13 protein-coding genes are annotated in these 22,222 nt (G+C 29.4%); 11 read left to right on the forward strand and 2 right to left on the reverse strand.

The window, feature by feature from the left end:
• The first annotated feature begins 21 nt into the window (after positions 1–21).
• The 11 genes from CG473_RS00100 (at position 22) to CG473_RS04335 (ending at position 18,474) form a co-directional block, all read left to right on the forward strand.
• The gene (locus CG473_RS00100) at positions 22–2,580 is read left to right on the forward strand and encodes a hypothetical protein (RefSeq protein WP_094254282.1); all 2,559 of its coding nucleotides are present in this window, start codon (positions 22–24) and stop codon (positions 2,578–2,580) included.
• Positions 2,581–2,779: 199 nt separating this feature from the next.
• Complete coding sequence (locus tag CG473_RS00105) at positions 2,780–3,751, forward strand: phosphotransacetylase (protein ID WP_094254283.1); 972 nt, start codon at positions 2,780–2,782, stop codon at positions 3,749–3,751.
• A complete protein-coding gene (locus tag CG473_RS00110) occupies positions 3,751–4,941 on the forward strand; it encodes an acetate/propionate family kinase (protein ID WP_094254284.1) in 1,191 nt (396 codons plus the stop codon). The genes CG473_RS00105 and CG473_RS00110 overlap by 1 nt, the downstream gene beginning before the upstream one ends.
• Positions 4,942–5,110: 169 nt before the next feature.
• On the forward strand, positions 5,111–7,204 hold the full coding sequence (locus tag CG473_RS00115; RefSeq protein ID WP_094254285.1) for a S8 family serine peptidase: 2,094 nt from the start codon (positions 5,111–5,113) through the stop codon (positions 7,202–7,204).
• Positions 7,205–8,191 carry a hypothetical protein gene (locus CG473_RS00120; RefSeq protein ID WP_094254286.1) on the forward strand — a complete coding sequence of 329 codons (987 nt, stop codon included), beginning with the start codon at positions 7,205–7,207 and terminating at the stop codon, positions 8,189–8,191.
• A 150-nt stretch (positions 8,192–8,341) separates the two neighbouring features.
• A complete protein-coding gene (gene rpsL / locus CG473_RS00125) occupies positions 8,342–8,758 on the forward strand; it encodes a 30S ribosomal protein S12 (protein WP_094254287.1) in 417 nt (138 codons plus the stop codon).
• 30 nt (positions 8,759–8,788) lie between these two features.
• Positions 8,789–9,259: a 30S ribosomal protein S7 gene (gene rpsG, locus CG473_RS00130; protein ID WP_094254288.1), complete on the forward strand. Its 471-nt coding sequence runs from the start codon at positions 8,789–8,791 to the stop codon at positions 9,257–9,259.
• A 6-nt stretch (positions 9,260–9,265) separates the two neighbouring features.
• On the forward strand, positions 9,266–11,344 hold the full coding sequence (gene fusA / locus CG473_RS00135) for an elongation factor G (RefSeq protein ID WP_094254289.1): 2,079 nt from the start codon (positions 9,266–9,268) through the stop codon (positions 11,342–11,344).
• A 166-nt stretch (positions 11,345–11,510) separates the two neighbouring features.
• Positions 11,511–13,691, forward strand: coding sequence for a hypothetical protein (locus CG473_RS00140; RefSeq protein WP_094254290.1), 2,181 nt, complete (start codon positions 11,511–11,513; stop codon positions 13,689–13,691).
• Positions 13,692–13,772: 81 nt separating this feature from the next.
• Positions 13,773–14,759: a hypothetical protein gene (locus tag CG473_RS00145; protein ID WP_094254291.1), complete on the forward strand. Its 987-nt coding sequence runs from the start codon at positions 13,773–13,775 to the stop codon at positions 14,757–14,759.
• 295 nt (positions 14,760–15,054) lie between these two features.
• Positions 15,055–18,474, forward strand: a complete 3,420-nt coding sequence (locus CG473_RS04335) for a hypothetical protein (RefSeq protein WP_094254292.1) — start codon at positions 15,055–15,057, stop codon at positions 18,472–18,474.
• 82 nt (positions 18,475–18,556) lie between these two features.
• Here the strand turns inward: CG473_RS04335 and CG473_RS00155 are convergent, their stop codons facing one another.
• Together CG473_RS00155 and CG473_RS00160 are read right to left on the reverse strand one after the other, a co-directional pair.
• A complete protein-coding gene (locus tag CG473_RS00155) occupies positions 18,557–19,555 on the reverse strand; it encodes a hypothetical protein (protein ID WP_094254293.1) in 999 nt (332 codons plus the stop codon).
• A 509-nt stretch (positions 19,556–20,064) separates the two neighbouring features.
• Positions 20,065–22,137, reverse strand: a complete 2,073-nt coding sequence (locus CG473_RS00160) for a S8 family serine peptidase (RefSeq protein WP_094254294.1) — start codon at positions 22,135–22,137, stop codon at positions 20,065–20,067.
• Between the last annotated feature and the right edge of the window lie 85 nt (positions 22,138–22,222).

Raw genomic sequence — 22,222 nt, forward strand, 5'->3', positions numbered from 1 at the left:
TATATTTAATCGGAGGCAACTGTGTTAAATAAAAAAACCGTTATTTTACTAACCGCAGGATTGGGAGTTTTTGTAGTAGGAGCAGGAGCTGCTTCAGGAATCATTGTTAGCACTAGAAATAATAAAAACGTTACTATAGAACCTGTTCAAGCTGTCCAAAATACAGATTCATCTGAATTTGTTGAGCAAATTAAAAATTTTGATTTCAATAGAACAGAAAGCGCTCAAAGTATTTTTTCTAAAGGGAAAATGAGTGCAGACCAAGTTTCTAAATATATTGATACAAAAAAATTAAAAGATGATGAAAAATTAGAAATTGAAGTTACTGAATTAAGTGATGAAAAAGCTGTAATGAATGTTTATGTCTTAAAAAACGAAACTGTACAAAGTCAAAGCGAAATTACAATTTCGGATTTTAACAAAACACTTTTTAGTTATAACTCAAATACTAATGTTGAAGTTGTTACTCCAAATACCTTTGAAGAAGAAATTAAAAATTTCACTACTAAATTAACTTCAAGAAGTTTTCCGGTTAATCCAAAAATACAAACATCAGTTTTTGAAAAGCAATTTAATTCAAAATCAAATGCCGATAAAGTAACTTATGTTTATTCTTTTAACGATGAACTAAGAACATTATTAAATTCAAGACCAGAATATAGGGTTAGCAAACTTGAAATTACAGATTGAGATAAATTAGTTGTTGATTTAAAAGTAACTATGACTAGTTCTGATAAAAGTTGAGAAATTAATTTTAGACTTGCAGATTTTGCTCAAGAAAATGCAAGTTCTAATAATTCAACAAGTCCAGAAATTGATACTGCATTAATAGAATTAGAAACTATTAAAAAATCATATATGTCAGAATATAAAAATTTAAATGCATCACTTGATTTAAATGCTTTTTCTTCTGGTTTAACTAAAGATAATTTAATTTCTAAACTTGAATCAAATTTCCAAAATTTTGAATTTTTAGGTAAAGACTATTTAGTTGACTTTACAACTGAAGTTAGCAATTTACAAAATAAAGTAAACATAAAACTGAAATTACAATCTAAAAACGAAACAGTCATTATAAGTTTTAATTTAGTTAATTTTGTCGTAATTGATTCTAAATCTGTAGAACAATTTGAAGCACTTGAAAAATTAGTAAAAAGCAAAAACAATTCATTAATTATTAGTGTTAATAAAACTGCAGAAGATTTTTATGAATCATTCTTAAAGGGAAATTCAGTTAAAGCTCAAGAAGACTATTTAAAAGCCAATCTAGATAAATCATCTTTAACTGTTTTTAATGAACTTATTAAAAAAGAACTAAATTTTGCATTTCAATCAAATATAGTATTGAATAAAGCTAATAATGATAGTTCAAGTGGGTATCTAGAATTACAATTAAGTGCATTAATAAATAACAAAATTAGACACATCAATGTACAAATTGTTGGTTTTTTATCAAAAGTTGAATACCAAGCATTTTTAAATAAAGTTGCTCAAGAAGAATTCCAAAAAGCACTTCAAAAAGAAATCGAGCAAAAAGCAAAGCAAGAAAAACTTGAATTAGAAAAAGTTAATGCATTAATTACTAAATTGCAAAATACAAAATCATTAGAAATTAGTGCTTCACAATCACTAAAACAATTGTATGATGAATTAAGAGTTCTTCCATTTAGTGAAGCGATTTTGAAAATAAGAAATTTTGTTAAATTGAGCGAATTTTCAGAAATCAACAATTATGTTGCTATTGAAAGTGTAATTTTTAATTTCAATACAAAAGCAATAATTGGTCAAAATCCATTAACTGCAACAATCAAAGTAGCTCATAAATCTAGAAAGTTTACTTTGGTTTTTGAATTAAAAAAACAAGATGAATTACTAAATTACAATGGTACAACAATTGAAATGAACAGTACTTATCCTCTTACTTTAATTAGAAAGTATTTTGCTGCATCTGCAAATGATGCTAAAGAAAAATTACAGCCAGTTTTAGATGAATTAAAAAATTCAAATTTACAAGTTGTTGAATTTATTAGAAAAACAAGTTTCAAATCAGTTGTTTTAAACCCGCTTGCCAATTCAAAACATAGTTTCAATTTAGAATTGATTGACCAAAACAATATTAAGTATTTTTTCATCATGAAAATGCAACCTTACAAAGTTAATCTTTCAGAAGCATTTTACATTGAAGAAATGACTGTAAAACTACATTTAGCAGCTAGAACTAGACAATGACTTTCAAATTACAATTGACAAAGAGTTGCTGAAGTAATTTGGTTTCAACGCTTAGTTTATCCACATATAAAAGATTCTTTCCAACCGGTTATTGACAAAAATAAAATAAACAATAGAGACGTTAATCAAAAGTTTTCAATTAATCAAGAATTATATAACTTTTTAACAAGTAATAAAGTTGCGGTAATGCGTTATTTTTCAGTTGGTTCAGATAACCAAATTGGAGTTACTATAGTTTTTGATGCTATTGATGAAAATGGCAATAGAGTTGATAGTTATAATGTTGTAAACTTTATAGTTCCTTATATACAAATTTGAGAACCTCATACTCGATATTGAAGAACCTGATAATAATTTACAGCTAATATATTTTAAAAAGCACCCGATTATAATTTCGGGTGCTTTTTAATTACAATTTAGCTATTTTATGCTTAGATTAGATAAATTATTACCAAAGATTTACATTAGATTTAATTGTTACAAACAATAATTATTAACTACTACGTGTATAATTAAAGTATTAAATTTATTATTATAGAAAGAAGGAAATATGGCAATTAATGCGGCTCCATACATCTTAAAAAGAATGGAGACAATTAAAGAACCTATTAAAATCTTGATAGTAGATGGTGATGACCAACGTGCTATCGAAGCAGCAAAGATATTAGAACAATATCCAAATGTTGAAATTACTTTACTTGTTGAACAAGACTTAAACATTGGCTCATTAGAATTTATTAATATTAATAAAAATGAAGCTCAATACAAAAATTTTTGTGAGTTGCTTTTTGAACAAAGAAAAGGAAAAGACAGCATGGATTCAATTAAAAAGGCTTTAAAAACAAGACCTTTTTATGCGATGATGTTATTAAAAAGCGGGCAATTTGACGGCGTAGTTGGCGGTCTTGCTTACAGCACAGCTGATATTTTAAGAGCTGCTTTTAAAGTTATCGGACCTCAAAAAGGTGTTAAAACTATTAGTTCATTAATGATTATGGCTAAAGAAGAAAAAATGATGGTTTTTTCAGATATTAGTATAAATATTGAACCAGATGCATTGCAATTAGTTGATATTGCAAATAATTCAGCTAAATTTATGGAAAGCTTTAAAATGAATGTTAAACCTGCTTTTCTATCTTTTTCAACTCAAGGTTCAGCTACTAGTCCTCAAAGTACAAAAATGCTTGAAGCAAAAGAAAGATATAATCAAGAAAATCCACATCGTCCTGCTTTGGGTGAAATTCAATTTGATGCAGCTTTTAGCCCTGAAATATTATCGAAAAAATATAAAAATCCAGAATTTAATGATGCAACAAATTTATTTATTTTTCCGGACTTAGGTGCAGGAAACATTGGATACAAAATTGCTCAACGTTTAGGTGTATATGATGCGTTCGGACCAATTATTACTGGAGTTGCACTGCCAGTTAATGATTTAAGCCGCGGTGCTAAAACTGTAGACGTTGTTAATACTGTTTTCATTACTGCAATTCAAGCACATTCACTAAAAGAAGGTAAATAATGTCAAAAGTTTTAGTAATAAATGCTGGCTCAAGTTCAATGAAAGTTGCGCTTTTAGATAGCCAGTCAATGGAAGTAATAGCTGAAGGAATTGCTGAAAGAATTGGCTTAAATGTTTCTAATATTAGTTTTAAATTTAATGGTAAAAAATTCACTAAAGAATTAAAATTAGATAACCATGCTCAAACGGTTAAAGCATTTTTAAGCTTGTGAAAAGAAATTAATCTTTATAAAGATTCTAAAGAAATTACTCACATCGGTTTTAGAGCTGTAAATGCAGGACCTACATTTACTAAATCAGAAATTTTAACTGATTCAGTATTACAAGCTTTAACTGATAATATTGATCTAGCTCCTTTACATAATCCTGCTGCTATTGCTTCAATTAAAGCTTTTAAAAAAGAAATGCCACATGCTAAATTAAGTGTTTCTTTTGATACAGCATTTCACTCAAGCATGCCAAAACTAAGTTATGTTTATCCAGTTCCTTTAAAATGAACTAAAGAATTAGGGATTAGAAAATACGGAGCACACGGAACAAGCCACTTATATATAACTAAAAAAATGGAGCAAATTTTATCAAAACAAGAAGTTAATATAGTTTCTGCTCACATTGGTAATGGTGCTTCAATTACAGCTGTAAAACATTCTAAATCATTAGACACAAGTATGGGATTAACACCATTAGCAGGTGTTATGATGGGAACTCGTTCTGGTGATATTGATCCTTCTATTGCTGAATTTGTGATGAATAAAACTAAAATGTCAATTACTGAATTTACACAAGCACTAAATAAAGATAGTGGATTAAAAGGTGTTTCAGGTGTTTCTAGTGACATGCGTGATGTAATTTCAAAAGCCGAAGAAGGCGATGTTGATGCTGAATTTGCTTTAGAACTATATAGTCAAAAAATTGCAGATTATATTGTGATTTATTTAAATAAATTAGGTCATTGTAAAAATATTGATGCCATTGTTTTTACAGCAGGAGTAGGCGAAAACTCTTCAGTAATTAGAAAAAAAGTGGTTGAAAAATTAAGACTAGTTAATATTGAAATTGATTTACTAGAAAATGAAAAACGTCCAAGCGATTATTTAAAAATTTCTACAAATAATAGTGCAATTGCAGTTTATGTTGTTCCAACAAATGAAGAATATGTAATTGCTAAAGACGCTTTAGATTTACATTAATGAATTGATAACAGGCTTTATATGTCTGTTATTTTTTGTTTTTAGATGGAGTTTTGGCTCTAATTTAAGTGCATAGAGACACTAAATCATAAGCATTAATTGTGAAAATGAGATAATTTACTTAGGAAAGGAGTGATAAGTAGTTAACTAAATTAAGTAAAGGAAAAATATGAAAAAAAATAAATTAATAAGCCTTTTAGCAGCATCAGCACTTACAGTTACACTTATTGCTGGTATTGCTTCTAATAATTTGCAAAATCTCTCTTATAAATTACCCAATTCATTAAATAATAATAAAGTAAATTTAGAAGGTAGTGTTGAACCAATTTATAAAAACTCTGACACCGAAATAAAAAATAAGAGCAAAATAATAACCATTAAGAATAAATCTTATATGGTCCAATTAGATAAATCTTTCCATGATATAGTCGAAACAAAAGAATATACGACAAGTATTTATTTAAAATCTACAGACAATATAGATGAAATTATAAAAACACTATCTGAACAAAATTTTTCACAAATTAATCAGATTCATATTTCATCTGTTTTACCATTAATTTTAATTACATTTGATGATGAAAAATTTTATGAAAATAATGACAATATTTTAATGTCTTTACCATTTGTAGATTTTTCAATTTCCGAAGTTTCAAATAATATTGTAAATCGCGAGTTATTTTATGACAAGATTGAAGACATAACACCAATAAGGATTAATAATAATCTATTTAGAAACGAACTTTACAATTATCATAAAACTAGATCAAATAATTCACATTTAGGTAAAGTAAAAGTGGGAGTATTAGAAGCTGGTGGATATGTAGATAAGAATAATGATGCATTTAATATTTGAAGAAACACTATTCATACTATGGATAAGGATATTACATTTAATAAAACATCTGATCATGCTACAGCAGTGGCATCATTAATTACCGGAAAAAATTCTATTACCAACGATACAGAAATTTACAGTGGTGTTGTTACAAATTACACAGATCTAATAAAAACTTTTGAATGAATGATTCAAAATGGTGTAAAAATAATAAATCATAGTTATAAAAGAACTATTGTTGAACATATTAAAGGAATAGTAAATGGCAAGGAAGTAACAATTGACAAAAGGTTTATGGGTTATGTTGGATACGACCAGTTCAATTACTACTTAGATTATATTTCACAGAGATACAATATTACAAATATTTTTGCTGCAGGAAATGATGCCGAAGAAACATTTGAAGGAAGAAATTACGAAAAAATTGAAGGTTGAGCACTTAGTCCGAATGTTATAGCGGTTGGAGCATACTCTAAATCATTAAATAAAAATAATACAGAACTAATTTCAAAAACAGATTATTCTGAATCTGGAGTCGAAGAAAGCGGACTGAGTAATAAATATTATTCATTTACTGATTTACCTAAGCCGATTATTGTTGCCGAAGATAATGTTATAATAAAGTCCAAAAAAACAGAAAGTGGATTTTATGATGCTGTTGGCACAAGTTTTTCGGCTCCAAGAGTTACATTAGGATTAGCCCTAGTTGATCAAAAATTCAAAAATCTTAATAGTAGAGTAGATACTCATATGGCAATATTGGCTGCTTCTGGCAATAATTTTAAAAACAAACCATACACTAATGGCGAAAGAAAAAATGATGTCATTCGCTACAATGGTTTTGATAAAAAAGTAGGAGCAGGTAAATTAGATTATGACTCAATTAAAATTGCGGCACAAAACGTAAAACAGTATGAAGTTCCTCATCAAACTAAAAAATTTGAAGTTACCACTGATATGTTTATAATAGATTACGGCAAAATCATATCAATTGGTGTTGCGTGATTATACAATGCAGGATATAAAATGGAAGTTGAACTTCCGAGAAATAATTTTTTATATGATTTTATCCCTCGTGAAGGTCCAGCAATTATTTTTGGTTCAAATGGCGGGCCAACTCATAAAACTAAAGAAGGACAAGCTAACTTTCAAGAAGGTTACACAATTATTAAAGGAACAATATATTCTGATTTCGATGTTTACTTAGAAAATTGAAATGCATGAGGACAAAGATGGGAAACAGCAGTATCAGCACGAAGTTCATCTACAAATGTTGAAAGATTGGTGTATGAAAATAGATATGGAGGTTATACAAATAGTTTTAGAATTAGAATTGTGAAATATAGAACCGCAGAATCAAAATACGTAACCAAAGCTATTGATAAAATGTCTTTAAGCTATGTTATTTGAGACAAGGATAATTAAATGAAAAAGTACACTAAATTAATTTTGTCATTTTTTACATTTTTATCAATCCCATTAGCAGCATGTAATCCCCCCGATACATCAAATATTGTTGAAAAAGAAAAAATAAATTACGAATTAAATTTATCTATTGCAAACAAAATTGAGCGTAATATAGAAAAAATCAAAACCATAAATATCGAATCAGAAATATTGAATTTAGCAGTAAAAGTTAATTATTCATTTAATTTAAATTTACAAAATGAACTTGCAAAATTAAAATTCAAAGATTATCCGCTTAAGGAATCTGATATAAAAAATTATATTACTGGTTTTATTGACACTATAAAAAATAGAGAAATAATTGAATCACTAACTTCAAAGGAAATTAATAAACTATTTGAAAGTCAATTGTTAAATAAACAGGAATTAAATATAAAATTCAAACAAAGTATAAGTGGAAAATCACAATACGATAGATTTCCGAATTTTTACAAAATAATTGATTCATTTTCCGATTTTAAGCAATATTTGGCATATTCTAAAGACTTGCCTTTAAGTAAATTAACTGATGATTCAAATATTTTAAGTTTAAAAAAATTACAAGCAGACAGTTTGGATAACCTAATTGAATTTAACGGCATAAGCGAAAACTTCTTTAAAGATAATTTATTACTAATATCTGGATTAGCATTTTATGAAGAAGTGATAAATATAAATTATGATGAACATTCACAAAAATTAAACTTAGAAACACTAACTATAAAAAATTTTCCAGATTCGAACAATAATTATTTTGCAACCGTAAATAAATTGCAAGAAGATAAAATTGAAGAACCTTTACCTGTCCAGGATTTATCTTCAGTAATTTACCGTTGATCTAGACAGAATGAATGATTAATTGTATTAAATAAGCAGCAATTAGGAATTGGTGAAAAAATTGAAGATATTGAAATTAGTGAAACAAATTTAGATAATTATGATTTACTAGTTGAAAAATATATTTAAACTTCCACCTAATCATCTAGGCAAAATCAGGTATAAATTAGCTAATAATTTATTAGAATTATTTTTTGACACACTAAACGGAGTTGTTGTATAATGAAACAAGTTTTCTAATTTTGAAGACTGCCAAAATTAATAAATTGAAAGGAAAACATGGCAACAATTAACCAATTAATTCGCCAGGCACGTAAGCCTAAAGTTAAAAAACCTAATGCACCTGCATTAAGTCAAAACTTTAATTCTATTCACAAGAAATATACTAAACTTTCTTCACCTTTTAAAAGAGGAGTTTGTACAAGGGTTGCAACAATGACACCTAAAAAACCTAACTCTGCTTTGCGTAAATACGCAAGGGTAAGATTGTCAAACGGAATGGAAGTAACTGCTTACATCCCTGGAGAAGGACATAACTTACAAGAACACAGTGTTGTTTTAATCAGAGGAGGTCGTGTTAAAGACTTACCTGGGGTTAGATATACAATTGTACGTGGAACTCAAGATACAGCTGGTGTAAATAACAGAAAACAAGCTCGTTCACGTTACGGTGCTAAATCACCTAAATCAGAATAATTATTATTAAATTAGAGAAAGGAAAATAATATGGCAAGAAAACATAAAGCGCCGCAACGACAAGTATTACCAGATCCAGTTTTTGATCAAGTTATCATTACAAAACTAGTTAATAGTATTATGCTTGACGGTAAAAAATCAATTGCTCAGAAAATACTTTATTCAGCTTTTGACATTATTAGAGAAAAAACTCAAAAAGATCCAATGGAAGTGTTTAACGAAGCTATTAAAAATGTTACACCTCAAATTGAAATTAGAACTAGAAGAATTGGTGGAACAAACTACCAAGTTCCTATGGAAGTTTCAAAAAGAAGAAAAGCAACTTTATCATTAAGATGAATCGTTCTTTATGCTAGATTAAGAAATGAAAAAACTATGGACTTAAGATTAGCTAACGAAATCATTGATGCTTCAAACAAAATTGGTGGGGCAGTTAAAAAACAAGAGGATACACATAAAATGGCTGAAGCAAATAGAGCTTTTGCACATTTCAGATGATAGTTGATTATGGCAAGAGATTTTAAATTAGCAGATTATCGTAATATCGGTATCATGGCACACATTGATGCTGGTAAAACAACAACTACAGAAAGAATTCTTTTACATACAGGTAAAATCCATAAAATTGGAGAAACCCACGATGGTGGATCTCAAATGGACTTTATGGAACAAGAAAAAGAACGTGGTATCACTATAACAGCTGCTGCTACAACAGCTTTTTGAAAAGATAAAAGAGTTAATATAATTGATACTCCAGGTCACGTTGATTTTACAGTTGAAGTTGAACGTTCACTTAGAGTACTTGATGGAGCAGTAGCAGTTTTAGATGCACAATCAGGAGTTGAACCTCAAACCGAAACAGTTTGAAGACAAGCAACAAATTACAAAGTTCCTCGTTTAGTTTTTGTAAATAAAATGGATAAAGCTGGAGCAAGTTTTGCTAAAGCTGTTCAATCTGTTCACAAAATTTTAAGAGGAAATGCAGTTCCTATTCATTTAAATATTGGTAAAGAAAATGAATATCAAGGTCACATTGATTTAGTGGAAATGAAAGCATACATTTTTGATGGTTCACCTGAAGAAGTGGCTAAAGAAATCGAAATTCCGGCTGAATTAAAAGACAGAGCAAAAAGATGAAGAATTCGTTTAATCGATGCAGTTTCAACATATGATGATGAAATCTTTGAACTTGCTTTAGAAGAAAAAGAAATTCCAGTTCCTAAATTAAAAGCTGCAATTAGAAAAGCTACTTTAACTAGTGAATTTTTCCCAGCAGTTTGTGGTACAGCTTTTAAAAACAAAGGTGTTAAAGCTTTATTAGATGCAGTTGTTGATTATTTACCTTCGCCTTTAGATGTTCCTGCTATTAAAGGGCATTTAGGTGAAGAAGAAGTTACAGTTGAAGCAAGTGATGAAGTACCTTTTGCGGCTCTAGCTTTTAAAATTATGAACGATCCATTTGTTGGTTCATTAACATTCGTACGTTCATATGGTGGTATCCTTGAAAAAGGAACATATGTTTACAATACTACTAAAGATAAAAAAGAACGTGTTGGTCGGATTTTACAAATGCACGCTAACAGTCGTGAAGAAATCAGCCAAGTATATGCTGGTGACATTGCTGCTTTAGTAGGATTAAAATCAACTACAACTGGAGATACTTTAGTATCTGAAAAAGCTCCTAAAGTTGTTTTAGAAAAAATGGTTTTCCCAGAACCAGTTATTTCACAAGCTCTTGAACCTGAAAGTAAAGCTGCTACTGAAAAATTATCATTAGGATTACAAAAATTAGCAGCAGAAGATCCTACTTTTAGGACTTACACAGATGAAGAAACCGGGCAAACAATTATTGCTGGTATGGGTGAGTTACACTTAGATATTATTGTCGACAGACTAAAAAGAGAATTTGGTGTTCAAGCTAAAGTTGGTGCACCGCAAGTTTCATATCGTGAAACAATTACTAAAACGGCTGATATTGAAGGTAAATACATTAAACAATCAGGTGGAAAAGGACAATACGGACACGTATGAATTACTTTTGAACCTAACCCTGATAAAGGTTTTGAATTTGTTGACAAAATTGTTGGTGGTAAAATTCCTAAAGAATATATCAAAACAATCCAAAAAGGTCTTGAAGAAAAAATGGCAGCTGGTATTTTAGCCGGTTATCCTATGATAGATCTTAAAGCAACATTATTTGATGGATCATACCATGATGTTGATAGTAGTGAAATGGCTTATAAAATTGCTGCATCAATGGCACTTAGTGCTGCTAGAGATAAAGTAAATACTGTTTTACTTGAACCTATTATGGACGTATCTGTAGTTGTTCCTGAAGATAACTTTGGTGATGTTATGGGTGATTTAAGTCGACGTAGAGGTCAAATTGTTAATAATGAAACTCGTTCAGATGGAGCAAGTATTATTAGAGCACACGTACCTTTAAGTGAAATGTTTGGTTATGCAACTGAATTACGTTCAATGTCAAGTGGACGTGGTACATATCAAATGAGTTTTGATCATTACGAAAAAGCTCCTAAAAATATTTCAGACAATATTATCAAAGCAAGAAACGTAAAAAATTAATTTTTTAAAAGAGCCGCGGCTCTTTTTTTAATTACTTAATCAACTGAATCCATTTCATTACGTGTTTTCCACACTTTTAGTTTTTTCAATATAATTTTTCATTTGTTTTATAATGTGGGCGAAAAAGAGTCACAGAATAATAAAACTCTTTAAAAAAGGACTTTCTATGAAAAAAAATCGCTTATTTACATTTGCTACCTTATCTACTCTTGCTTTTACAAGTGCTTCAATTGCTATTGCCTGTTCAGCAGATCCTGGTAATAATGTAAGTGTCGCACCGATTACATATAATGTTTCGAAAATCTCAAATAATCAGGCACAAATAAATTTTAACGGTCTACAAAGTAGCCAAATTTATTTGGTTTCACTTTCTAAAAAAAGTCATGATCAATTTCAGGAAATTAAGAAAATTAATGCCTCTATTGAAACAACAATTGATAACCTAGATTCAAATACTTCATATTATTTCAAATTGCTTGATGCGCAGGATAATACTTTATTACAAGGTTCATTTAAAACAATGATCGAAAACAAAGTTACACCCAATCCAACACCAACTCCAAAACCTACTCAGCCACCTACTTCTCCTCAACCAAAACCCACACCTGAACCTACTCAGCCTCCTACTTCGCCCGAGCCAAATCCTACACCAGAACAACCAGCTCCAACACCTGAACAACCAGCTCCAACACCTGAACAACCCGCTCCAACACCTGAACAACCCGCTCCTACACCAAAACCTAATCCTAAACCTACTCAACCTCCTTCTGATTCGGCATCTACATCTAGAAATGTTGTAGTTACTTCTTCAACAAATTTGAAAATTCATTCGGGTTACGATAATAGTAATTTAACAACCATAAATGAAGTAGCGAACGCTGAAGATAATAAACGTTTTTCATATACTGAAAGTGCGGACACGACCAATTTTACAACAACGTGAAGTGCTCAAAAAGATTCAATTAATGGTTCTTTGAAAGATTCTGATTTTCTAATTTCTAACCGAAAAGCTGATTCGCCAGAATATAACCCTAACAACAATACTTTTAAAACTGCTAAAGAACAACGAGATGAAATTTATCTTTCTACTAATGGTGATGTTAATCCCGTTGGCAATGTATATGTACAGAACTATAATTTTTGATACAATTACAAAATTCAAAGCACTCGTTCACACTCAAATCTAGAAAGAACTCATATTGACAGTTTGGCAAAAGCACCGCAACCGATTAAATTACCAGATAAATTTAATTCAATGATTAAGCAAATGGATTCAACTGAAGGAATTAAGTTTAATCAAGAATCACTTAAGTATTTAGTCACTCATAATGAAATGGGTCAAAATCCAAAAATGTTTGCATGAAAATTAATTACACTTAGTGATGAGATCAGAATGAATCAAAAATCTATAATTAGTGATCAAATTCCTGAAACAAAGATTAAAGACAATGAAAAAACAATGCGTTTATTTCAAAATTTACCAAACGGTACAAAAAATATTAAGTTTTACACAGACGAAAAAGGTGCAAATAACACTACAGGTGTTCTAAAAATTTATGTTGTTTATACTGATGCAAACAACAAAGAACATGTCTTAGAAAAAGATTTAACTCCAGATTATGCTGGATTAAAAAGAGATGTTGATTATTTAGCAGCTATTGGTGACCGCTCATTTGTTATTTCATATAGATACGCTGGTTACTTTGATTCAAATGATGATTATACCGACGACAAGAATACGACTTTTAAGCCTACATATGACACAGTAAAACAATACGCAAGTGATTTCAATCGTAACCCCTCAGCTCTGAAAAGTAGAATAGATAGTTACTACAAGTACCCTAAATCTAAAAATTTAAAAAATGTTACTAATTCAGGTGGTACGGCTTGACTAGTAGATAGAATAATTGAAGATGGTCAAGATCCTAAAACTAAGCAAGATGTTTATTCATTCATAGTAGCTACAAATAAACACGTAGCTGATATTTCACGTTATTCTGGTGCTAATATAAGTGGTGGAAGACTTAATTCAGATGGATCAAATCCGTTTCCAAGTCTTTCCGTATTTAAAGGTGAAAATGCTGGAAGGTATGATGAACAAAATAGACAACGTTTAAACGCACAAGTTAGTTGAACTAATAATTCAGGATTTGATACTTTTATGTGATCTCGTTTTATTGAATCTGACCAATTAAAATATGAGAATGTAAAGCAAATTCCTTTTTGGGAAATTGAAGGAGGAAGAGCAAGGGAATCGGGTGACTATTGGAATCAAATGATTTACTACGATACATTAAGCCTCAATGCAAAACCATCTCCATGACGTCCTGTTACTAACATTCACTAAGACTATATTAAAGGACTTAGTTACTCAGACTTTCTTAACCTTAAACACAAAAATTTAGATACAACTAAATTCGAATTTAATATGAATGAAAATGATCCTACATGACTTACCAAAAGTAAGAAAAATTTTCTAGATTCTATTATCTACACGCCAAAAGTAACAATCGGCCATATTAATAGAGCTGGTAAACCAGATGAATTTAATAGTCCAATGTATAGTGCTGGTTTAAAACGTGAAAAAGATTTTGGTCATGTTACTAACGAATTATTTGGACTAGACTTATTTTTAATGAAAATGTCATTTAAACGAACTGATTTGGAATCAATGTGACCTGAATTAATTAAAATTCTTGATTCAGATGCAAGCGTTCAAAAAGAGTTTTTTTCACATAGTTTAGATGGAAGTGCCCCAGTTATTGGAGATAACGATGAACGCTTTATTTTACCAAGAACCGACGAAAGAGTAAATTCATATTTTGCTGGCTACCCTTCTAATAAAACAGTTGAACCTGATGGCCTTGCTTTTAGTTGAGGTAATCCTGAAACAAGCGGAACTTCGTCCATGAAACCTTACTACGTTGTCGGAGGAAGTAATAGTGATGATTTAAATTATTTAGATAAATTTAACAAAGAATACTTTAAGAAGTATTACTCTGAATATTCTGAAGGTGGAAGATTTAACGGCGACTTATATAACGAAAAAGATTTACCTTCTAACTTTAACCATAGTAAATTAGTTAACAATGAAAAAGCAGGTATGTGAACTTCAAATTCAAATGCTGTTACAACAACTTTCTTATCAGGTAACCCTGTTACACGTGGGTTTTCTGGGTCAATGGTGCTTGATGCAAATTTTAGAAATTATGGGATAGTTTTTGCTCAAGGTACTGCATCAAGCGAAGATGCAAAAGGAATTACCCGAGTTACATTAGTAGCTAATTTTATACAAGAAGATCCATATTCTAAAAGTCAGGTTGATGGCATTACAAGACCTAGTGTTCGTTTAGAATTAGAAAATGTTTTAAAAGCCAAATTTCCAAATTTAAAAACATTAGTTTTAAACAAATAAACCTGTTTAATTTGTCACTAAAACGGTCCCTTGTTGAAATTTCAAGTGCAATACTGGCAACAATATTACTAAAAGAGAGATGAAAAATCTCTTTTTTTAATTTTTATATATTAACAGGGCAATTAATTACAAATAGGGGGAGCTAACAAAAATTGACGGTGAAATATTTATAATTTTTTAGTCCTATTTTGTGGATTCTTTACATTTTAGGTTTTTTAATATAATTTTTCATTTGCTTTATAATTTGCGCGGAACAATGTGTCTGAATAATAAAACATTTTAAAAAGGACTTTCCATGAAAAAAAATCGCTTATTTATATTAGCTTCCTTATCTACTCTTGCTTTTACAAGTGCATCTATTGCTATTGCTTGTTCTCCTGAAAATGGTAATAATCCAAGTCAAGATTTGACAAATATTTTTACAAAGACAAAAGATCAAGTAAACAAGTATTTAACAAATACTTACAACAATAAATCTTTAACAGTTAAAAAAGATGAAGTTATAAATATTGAAAATAATGTAAGTTTTGATAACGAGTGAAGTGCCAAAGTAAAAGTTTTAGAAATTAATAATACTGACAAAAAACTTAGCTTCAATGTCAAGGTAAATTACAAATCACAATTATTCAAAAATGACGGTAATAATTATTCCTTAACTCTTTCTTATATTTCTGAAAGTTCTAATCCAATTATACCTAAACCAGGTCCGACTCCCAATCCTCAACCAGAACCAAAACCTACTCAACCACCAACTTCTTCAGAACCAAAACCCGATCCTCAACCAGAACCAAACCCCACACCTAAACCTACTGAGCCTCATACTCCTTCTGAACCAAATCCTAAACCTGATCCATCACCAGCTCCAAAACCCGAAACCGATCCAGTTGTTGACACCAATCCTGCTCAGCCCCCTACTCCTTCAGAACCAAAACCGGATCCTCAACCAGAACCAACCCCCACACCTAAACCTACTCAGCCACCTACTCCTTCAGAACCAAAACCTGAACCAAAACCTGAACCAAAACCTGAACCTGAGCCTAGTCAACCACCTTCTTCTTCAGATGCGACATCTACACCTAGAAATGTTGCAGTTGCTTCTTCAACAAATTTGAAACTACATTCTGGTTACGATAATAGTAATTTAGTTGCCCTAAATCAAGTAGCAAACTCTGACGATAATAAACGATTTGTATATAGTGAAAATTCGGACAAGACCAATTTTACAACAACGTGAAGTGCTCAAAAAGATTCAATTAATGGTTCTTTTAAAAATTCTGACTTTCTAATTTCTAATAAAAATGCTGATGCACCAGAATATAATCCTAACAGCAACACTTTTAAAATGGCTAAAGAGCAACGCGATGAAATTTATTCATCTACTAAAGGTGATGTTAATCCTGTTGGCAATGAATATAAACAGAATTATAATTTTTGATACAATTACAAAATTCAAAGCACTCGTTCACACTCAGATCTAGAAAAAACTCATATTGACAGTTTGGCAAAAGCACCGCAACCGATGAAATTGCCGGAAAAATTAAAACCACTGATTAAGCCAATGGATTCAACTGAAGGAATTAAGTTTGATCAACAATCACTTAAGTATTTAGTTACACATAATGAAATGGGTCAAAATCCAAAAATGTTTGCGTGAAAATTAATTACACTTAGTGATGAAATTAGATTGAATCAAAAATCAATAATTAGCGACCAAATTCCTGAAACAAAGATTAAAGACAATGAAAAATCAATGTACTTATTTCAAAATTTACCAAGCAACGCAAAAAATATTAGATTTTACACGGATGAAAAAGGTGCAGATAACACTACAGGTGTTCTAAAAATTTATGTTGTTTATACTGATGGCAAAAACATAGAACATGTCTTGGAAAAAGATTTAACTCCAGAATACGCTGGATTAAAAAGAGATGTTGATTATTTAGCGGCTATTGGTGACCGCTCATTTGTTATTTCATATAGATATGCTGGTTACTTTAATTCAAGTGACGATCGTAACGACAATGAAAATACGACTTTTAAGTCTAAATATGAAAACATAAAAAGATTAGCAGACGACTTCAGTAGTAGGTGACCGCGCTATGGTAGTCGCTTGAAAAGTCAAGCAGATCAATACTACACTAGACCGAATGTTAGAGATTTAAAAAATATTAGTCAGTCAGGAGGTACAGCTTGACTTGTAGACAGAATAATTGAAGATAATAAAGATCCTAAAGAAAAACAAGATGTTTATTCATTTATAGTGGCTACAAATAAACACGTTGCTAATATCGCCCGTTATTCTGGTGCTAATCCAAATGGTAATAGACCCGAATTAGATGGATCAAATCCATTCCCAAATCTTTTTGTATTTAAGAGTGAAAATGCCGGAAATTTTGATCAACAAAATAATGAAAGGTTAAATGCACAAGTCAGTTGACTTAATAATTCAGGATTTGATAATTTTATGTGATCACGTTTTAAATCATCCGACCAATCAAAGTATGAGAATGTAAAACAAATTCCTTTTTGACAAATTAATGATGGAACAGCAGAGAGTTCGGGTAATTATTGGAATCAAACCATTTTCTATGATAAACAAAACATTAATGCAAAACAATCTCCATGACGTCCTGTTGCTAACATTCATGAAGAGTATATCAAAGGGCTTAGTTACCCTGAATTTATTAATCTTAAAAACATAAATTTTGATCCAACCACATTCGAATTTAATATGAATGAAAATGATCCTACATGACTTACCAAAAGTAGACAGAACTTTCTAGATTCTATTATCTACACACCAAAAGTAACGATCGGCCATATTAATCGATCTGGTCAGGATGAATTTAATAGTTCAATATATGGAGGTGGTTTAAAACGAGAATCGGATTATGGTCATGTGACTAATGAATTAATAGGACCAGACTTATTCTTAATGAAAATGTCATTTAAACGCGCTGATTTAGAATCAATGTGACCTGAATTAATTACAATTCTTGATTCAGATGAAAGTGTTCAAAAAGAATTTTTTTCACATAGTTTAGATGGAAGTGCCCCTATTATTGGAGATAATGACGAACGCTTTATTTTACCAAGAACCGACGAAAGAGTAAATTCATATTTTGCGGGGTATCCTTCTAATAAACTTACTAGTGATGCTAGTGGCCTAGCTTTTAGTTGAGGTAATCCTGAAACTAGTGGTACTTCATCTATGAAACCTTTCTACGTTATAGGAGGAGTTTCTAATGATAGCGTGAGGTTTTTAGATAAATTCAACCAAGAATACTTTGATAAATATTACGCTGAATATGCAGAAGGTGGAAGATTTAATACCGACTTATTTAACAATAAGAATTTACCTTTTAACTTTTACCAAAGCAAATTAGTTAATAATGAAAAAGCTGGTATGTGAACTTCAAATTTAAGTGCTGCAACAACAACTTTTTTATCAGGCAATCCTGTTACACCTGGGTTTTCTGGGTGAATGGTGCTTGATGCAAATTTTAGAAATTACGGAATAGTTAATGCTCAAGGTACTGCAACAGACAAAAATGGTGGTAATACTCCAACTACATTAGTAACTAATTTTATACAAAATGATCCATATTCTAAAAGTCAAGTTGATGGTATTACAAGACCTAGTGTTCGTTTAGAATTAGAAAAAGTTTTAAAAACTAAATTCCCAAATTTAAAAACACTAGTTTTAAACAAATAAAGTCGTTTAAGATCACACTAAAAAGGCCCCATAGAAGGAAATAATAAAAATTAACGGTCATAGCAAAAACCGTTAATTTTTATTATTTTTCGTAAATTTCTACTAACTCATCGTGCATTTCAATACGGTAACTATCTAGTTTTACATTTTCTTTTTCAATTCCATATTGCTTTTTATTAATTACAGTAAGTGTTTCGTTTTGAAGTGACCATCCAAATTTTAGTGATAAGTCTACATGTATTATTTTTCAGTATCTTATATCTCTAATTTGAAAGTCGTTAACAGTTTTTATAAAATCAATAATTCCATTTTCTGATTCTGACATGTTTAGTGTTTTTAAATTTATCTTATTAACTATTTTGTCATAATCAATTTTAATTATTCTTTCATTATCACTTAATGCAGAAACTATTAATAAATTTTCTTTAAAAAATTCTTCATTAATACCGTTAAAATCAATTAAATTATCTAATTTTTCTGACTTGAATTTTTTAATTTTTTCATTTCCTTTTTCGCTTAAAATGTCATCATACAGTAATTCACCGGTGTAGGCTAAATATTTTTTAAAATCAGAAAAATTAGTTATTATTTTATGAAAGTTATAAAGTTTTCTTTGTCACAAAGCATGAAGTATTAACTCCATGCTTGGACGGGTTAATTGATCCTTATTAATTAGTCCGTTTTCAAATAAACGATTAATATCTACTTCTTTTCTAAAATCTAACCATTTTCGTTCTTTTATTGTATCGATGAAACCATAATAATATTCATATATACCCTTTTCACCACTAGGAAAATATTTTCTTTTGATTTCTATTTGACCTTTTTCGTTTTGGAATATATAACTATTATTAATTCTTACTCTTAATTCATTTTCATTCGAAATAGGATTAATATTTTTTATTTTTTTGAAATCATTTTCTATTTTTGCAGCAATTTTTGCATTCAAAATATGATTAATCTCAAATTTTTTACCATCGTCATCATTTGGTTCTTTTACTGAAATCATTTGACTACATGAAGCAAAAACTGATAATGTTAAAATTGATGAAATAGACATAAAAAATTTAAATTTTTTCATAGATTCTCCTTCTCAAATTACATAGTAAATATCTAATATTTAATACTTCATTTATATATTATGTATTGACAATACTATATTTATTAATGTAAATTTATTGATAATTATCAACCGACAAATGTTTTTATTAAAATTTATTCCCCTTTACACAAAAAATTATATATTTTTTACAAATTATGCATATTTAATAACAACTTTTTCAAACAATTGTCTAAATTATGGTGCTTTAATTTAAAATTCAACCTCATTATTATTTATAAATTTCTAAAGATATTGAATTTAGTTTAAAATCATTTCCCCAAACTAATAATTTCGTTTTGTAAAAATGTTAAAGTAATTGATATCACCGGAAAAAATAAATTAATGTTTAAAATGTATCTCGTTATAAAATAAACACAACTAGAGATTTTATATTCACCTTACAAGTTCTATTTTTGTAGTTGCTGATTTTTAAATTATAAAAAATACAACACTTTTTGATTTAGTGTTGTATTAAAATTTGATTTAATTTATTTTTTCTCATCTCAAACTACATAACTTAATGACAATTTGTCAATTGATTTATAAGCATATTTTACATCAGCACTTTTATATTTCACAACTCTAATTCTATAACTATTTGTATTGTAATCCATTGCTTTGTGAACCAATCTTTCTACATTAGTATTATATTTAGTCGATGAACCTACGGTTACTCATTTTTGACTTCACCCATTGTAATTTTCCAAGTACACGTCAAAATCTGAATATATAATACCCTTAACATTTTCGTATCCGTTTTTAAAATCAATTTGTCTTTCACTTCTACTTTTTGTAGAATTTGCATTTTCTATAGCAGCAATTGCAGTTCCTACATAGGGAATATAGTTATACAAATCGTTTTGCCATGGATTTGGTGTAAACATGTTATATCCAGCATTGTATAATCATGCAAGACCAATTGAAATTGTTTTGCCGTGATTTACATGAAACATTTTGGAATAAATTTCAAATTTACTTTGTGTGTGTGGAATTTCATATTGTGTTGTGTTTGCTGCTGCTGCATGCAATTTTCAATTATTTATTTTACCAGCACCAACTTTTTTATCAAAACCATTGTAATTTAATCATGGAGTTTTGGTTTCTCCTACATAAGGCTGACCTTCAAAATCCGATCCGGAAGCAGCTAAAATTGCCATATGGGTATATACACGACTTTTTAAATTTTTAAATTTACGATCAACAATTGATAAACTAGCAGTAACCCTCGGAGCTGAAAAACTAGTTCCTATTTTGTCATATACTCCAGTTCATTCCCTTATAGCATTAATATTTACATCATCTTCTGCAACAATTATTGGCTTTGGTAATCCTGTAAATGAAGATATCTTATCTCCCAGTTTGCTAGTTTCTATACCAAATTCAGAATAAGGAGTTTTAGTAATCACTTTACGATTATCTATGTTACTTTTTTTGGAAAATGCTCCAACTGTAATAACATTGGGACTAAGCGCATAGCCTTCAATTTTTTCATAATTTCTTCCTTCAAATGTTTCATCAGCATCGTTTCCGGCAGAAAATACGTTTGTAACATCATATCTTTGAGATATATAATCCAAATAATAGTTAAAATGGCTATAACCAATATAATCGTGAAATATCTTATTTAATATTATTGTGATGCCTTTTTCTTTTTTAGTTATATATTCTACAATTGTTCTACCATAACTATGATTAATAAGTTTAATGCCATTTCTGATCATTCATTCAATAGATTCAATTTTATTTTTTGTTGTTGCACTATATATTTCGGTTTTGTCAGTAATAGAATTTTTTCCATTAATTAATGATGCAACTGCAGTAGCGTGGTCGGATGTTTCATTAAATTTCAAATCCGATTTCATCGTATGTATCATATGTTTTGTTGATGAGAAAACTTCATGTCATTTATCTACAAATCCATCAACTTCTAAAACACCTACTTTAACATTTCCTGAATAGGCATTATCAAAAATATATTTTTCATAATTCGTTAAACCTTTATTTAAAATTTCTCTATTGTTTTCGATTGTTTGCATTTCATTATTTAAATCTTCTGATAATTCCATATTTTGTGTTGATGGTGAAATTTCAGAAATAGAAAAATCAATAAAATTCAAATTAGACAAAATCTTATTATTTGCCTCAAAATAACTTTCATCTTCAAATGTTATTAAAATTAAAGGTGCGAGACTTGATACATAAAAATTAACAATTTTTGAAAAATTTTGTTTTGATAATTCAATTATATTTTTCTCCAAATTATCTTTAGATTTTAAGTATATATTTGCAGTATATTCTTTTGTTTCAGTTATATTACTTAAACTATAATCTAATGAAACATCATATGTTTTATTTCGAACTGTTATTATATTGCTGATTGCCTTATTTTTTTCTGTTGTTTCAATCGAATTAATCAAGCTATCAAGTGTTTGCATAGTTTCTTTAGTTATTGATTTACTATTCTGTGATTTTATTTCCATTACATTTAGTGACATTGTTGAAACGATAGGAATGCTTGCAACAATCACTAATGATGAAATAAACATGTTAATTTTTTTCATAAAAGTCCTTTCTAAATATTTACTTTGTTAAAAATTAATTCCCTTTCTAAGTAAATTATCTTCTTTTCCCAATTTTTTCTTTGGT

The organism is Mycoplasma testudineum (assembly GCF_002245785.1).
Classification (GTDB): domain Bacteria; phylum Bacillota_I; class Bacilli_A; order Mycoplasmatales; family Metamycoplasmataceae; genus Mycoplasmopsis_B; species Mycoplasmopsis_B testudinea.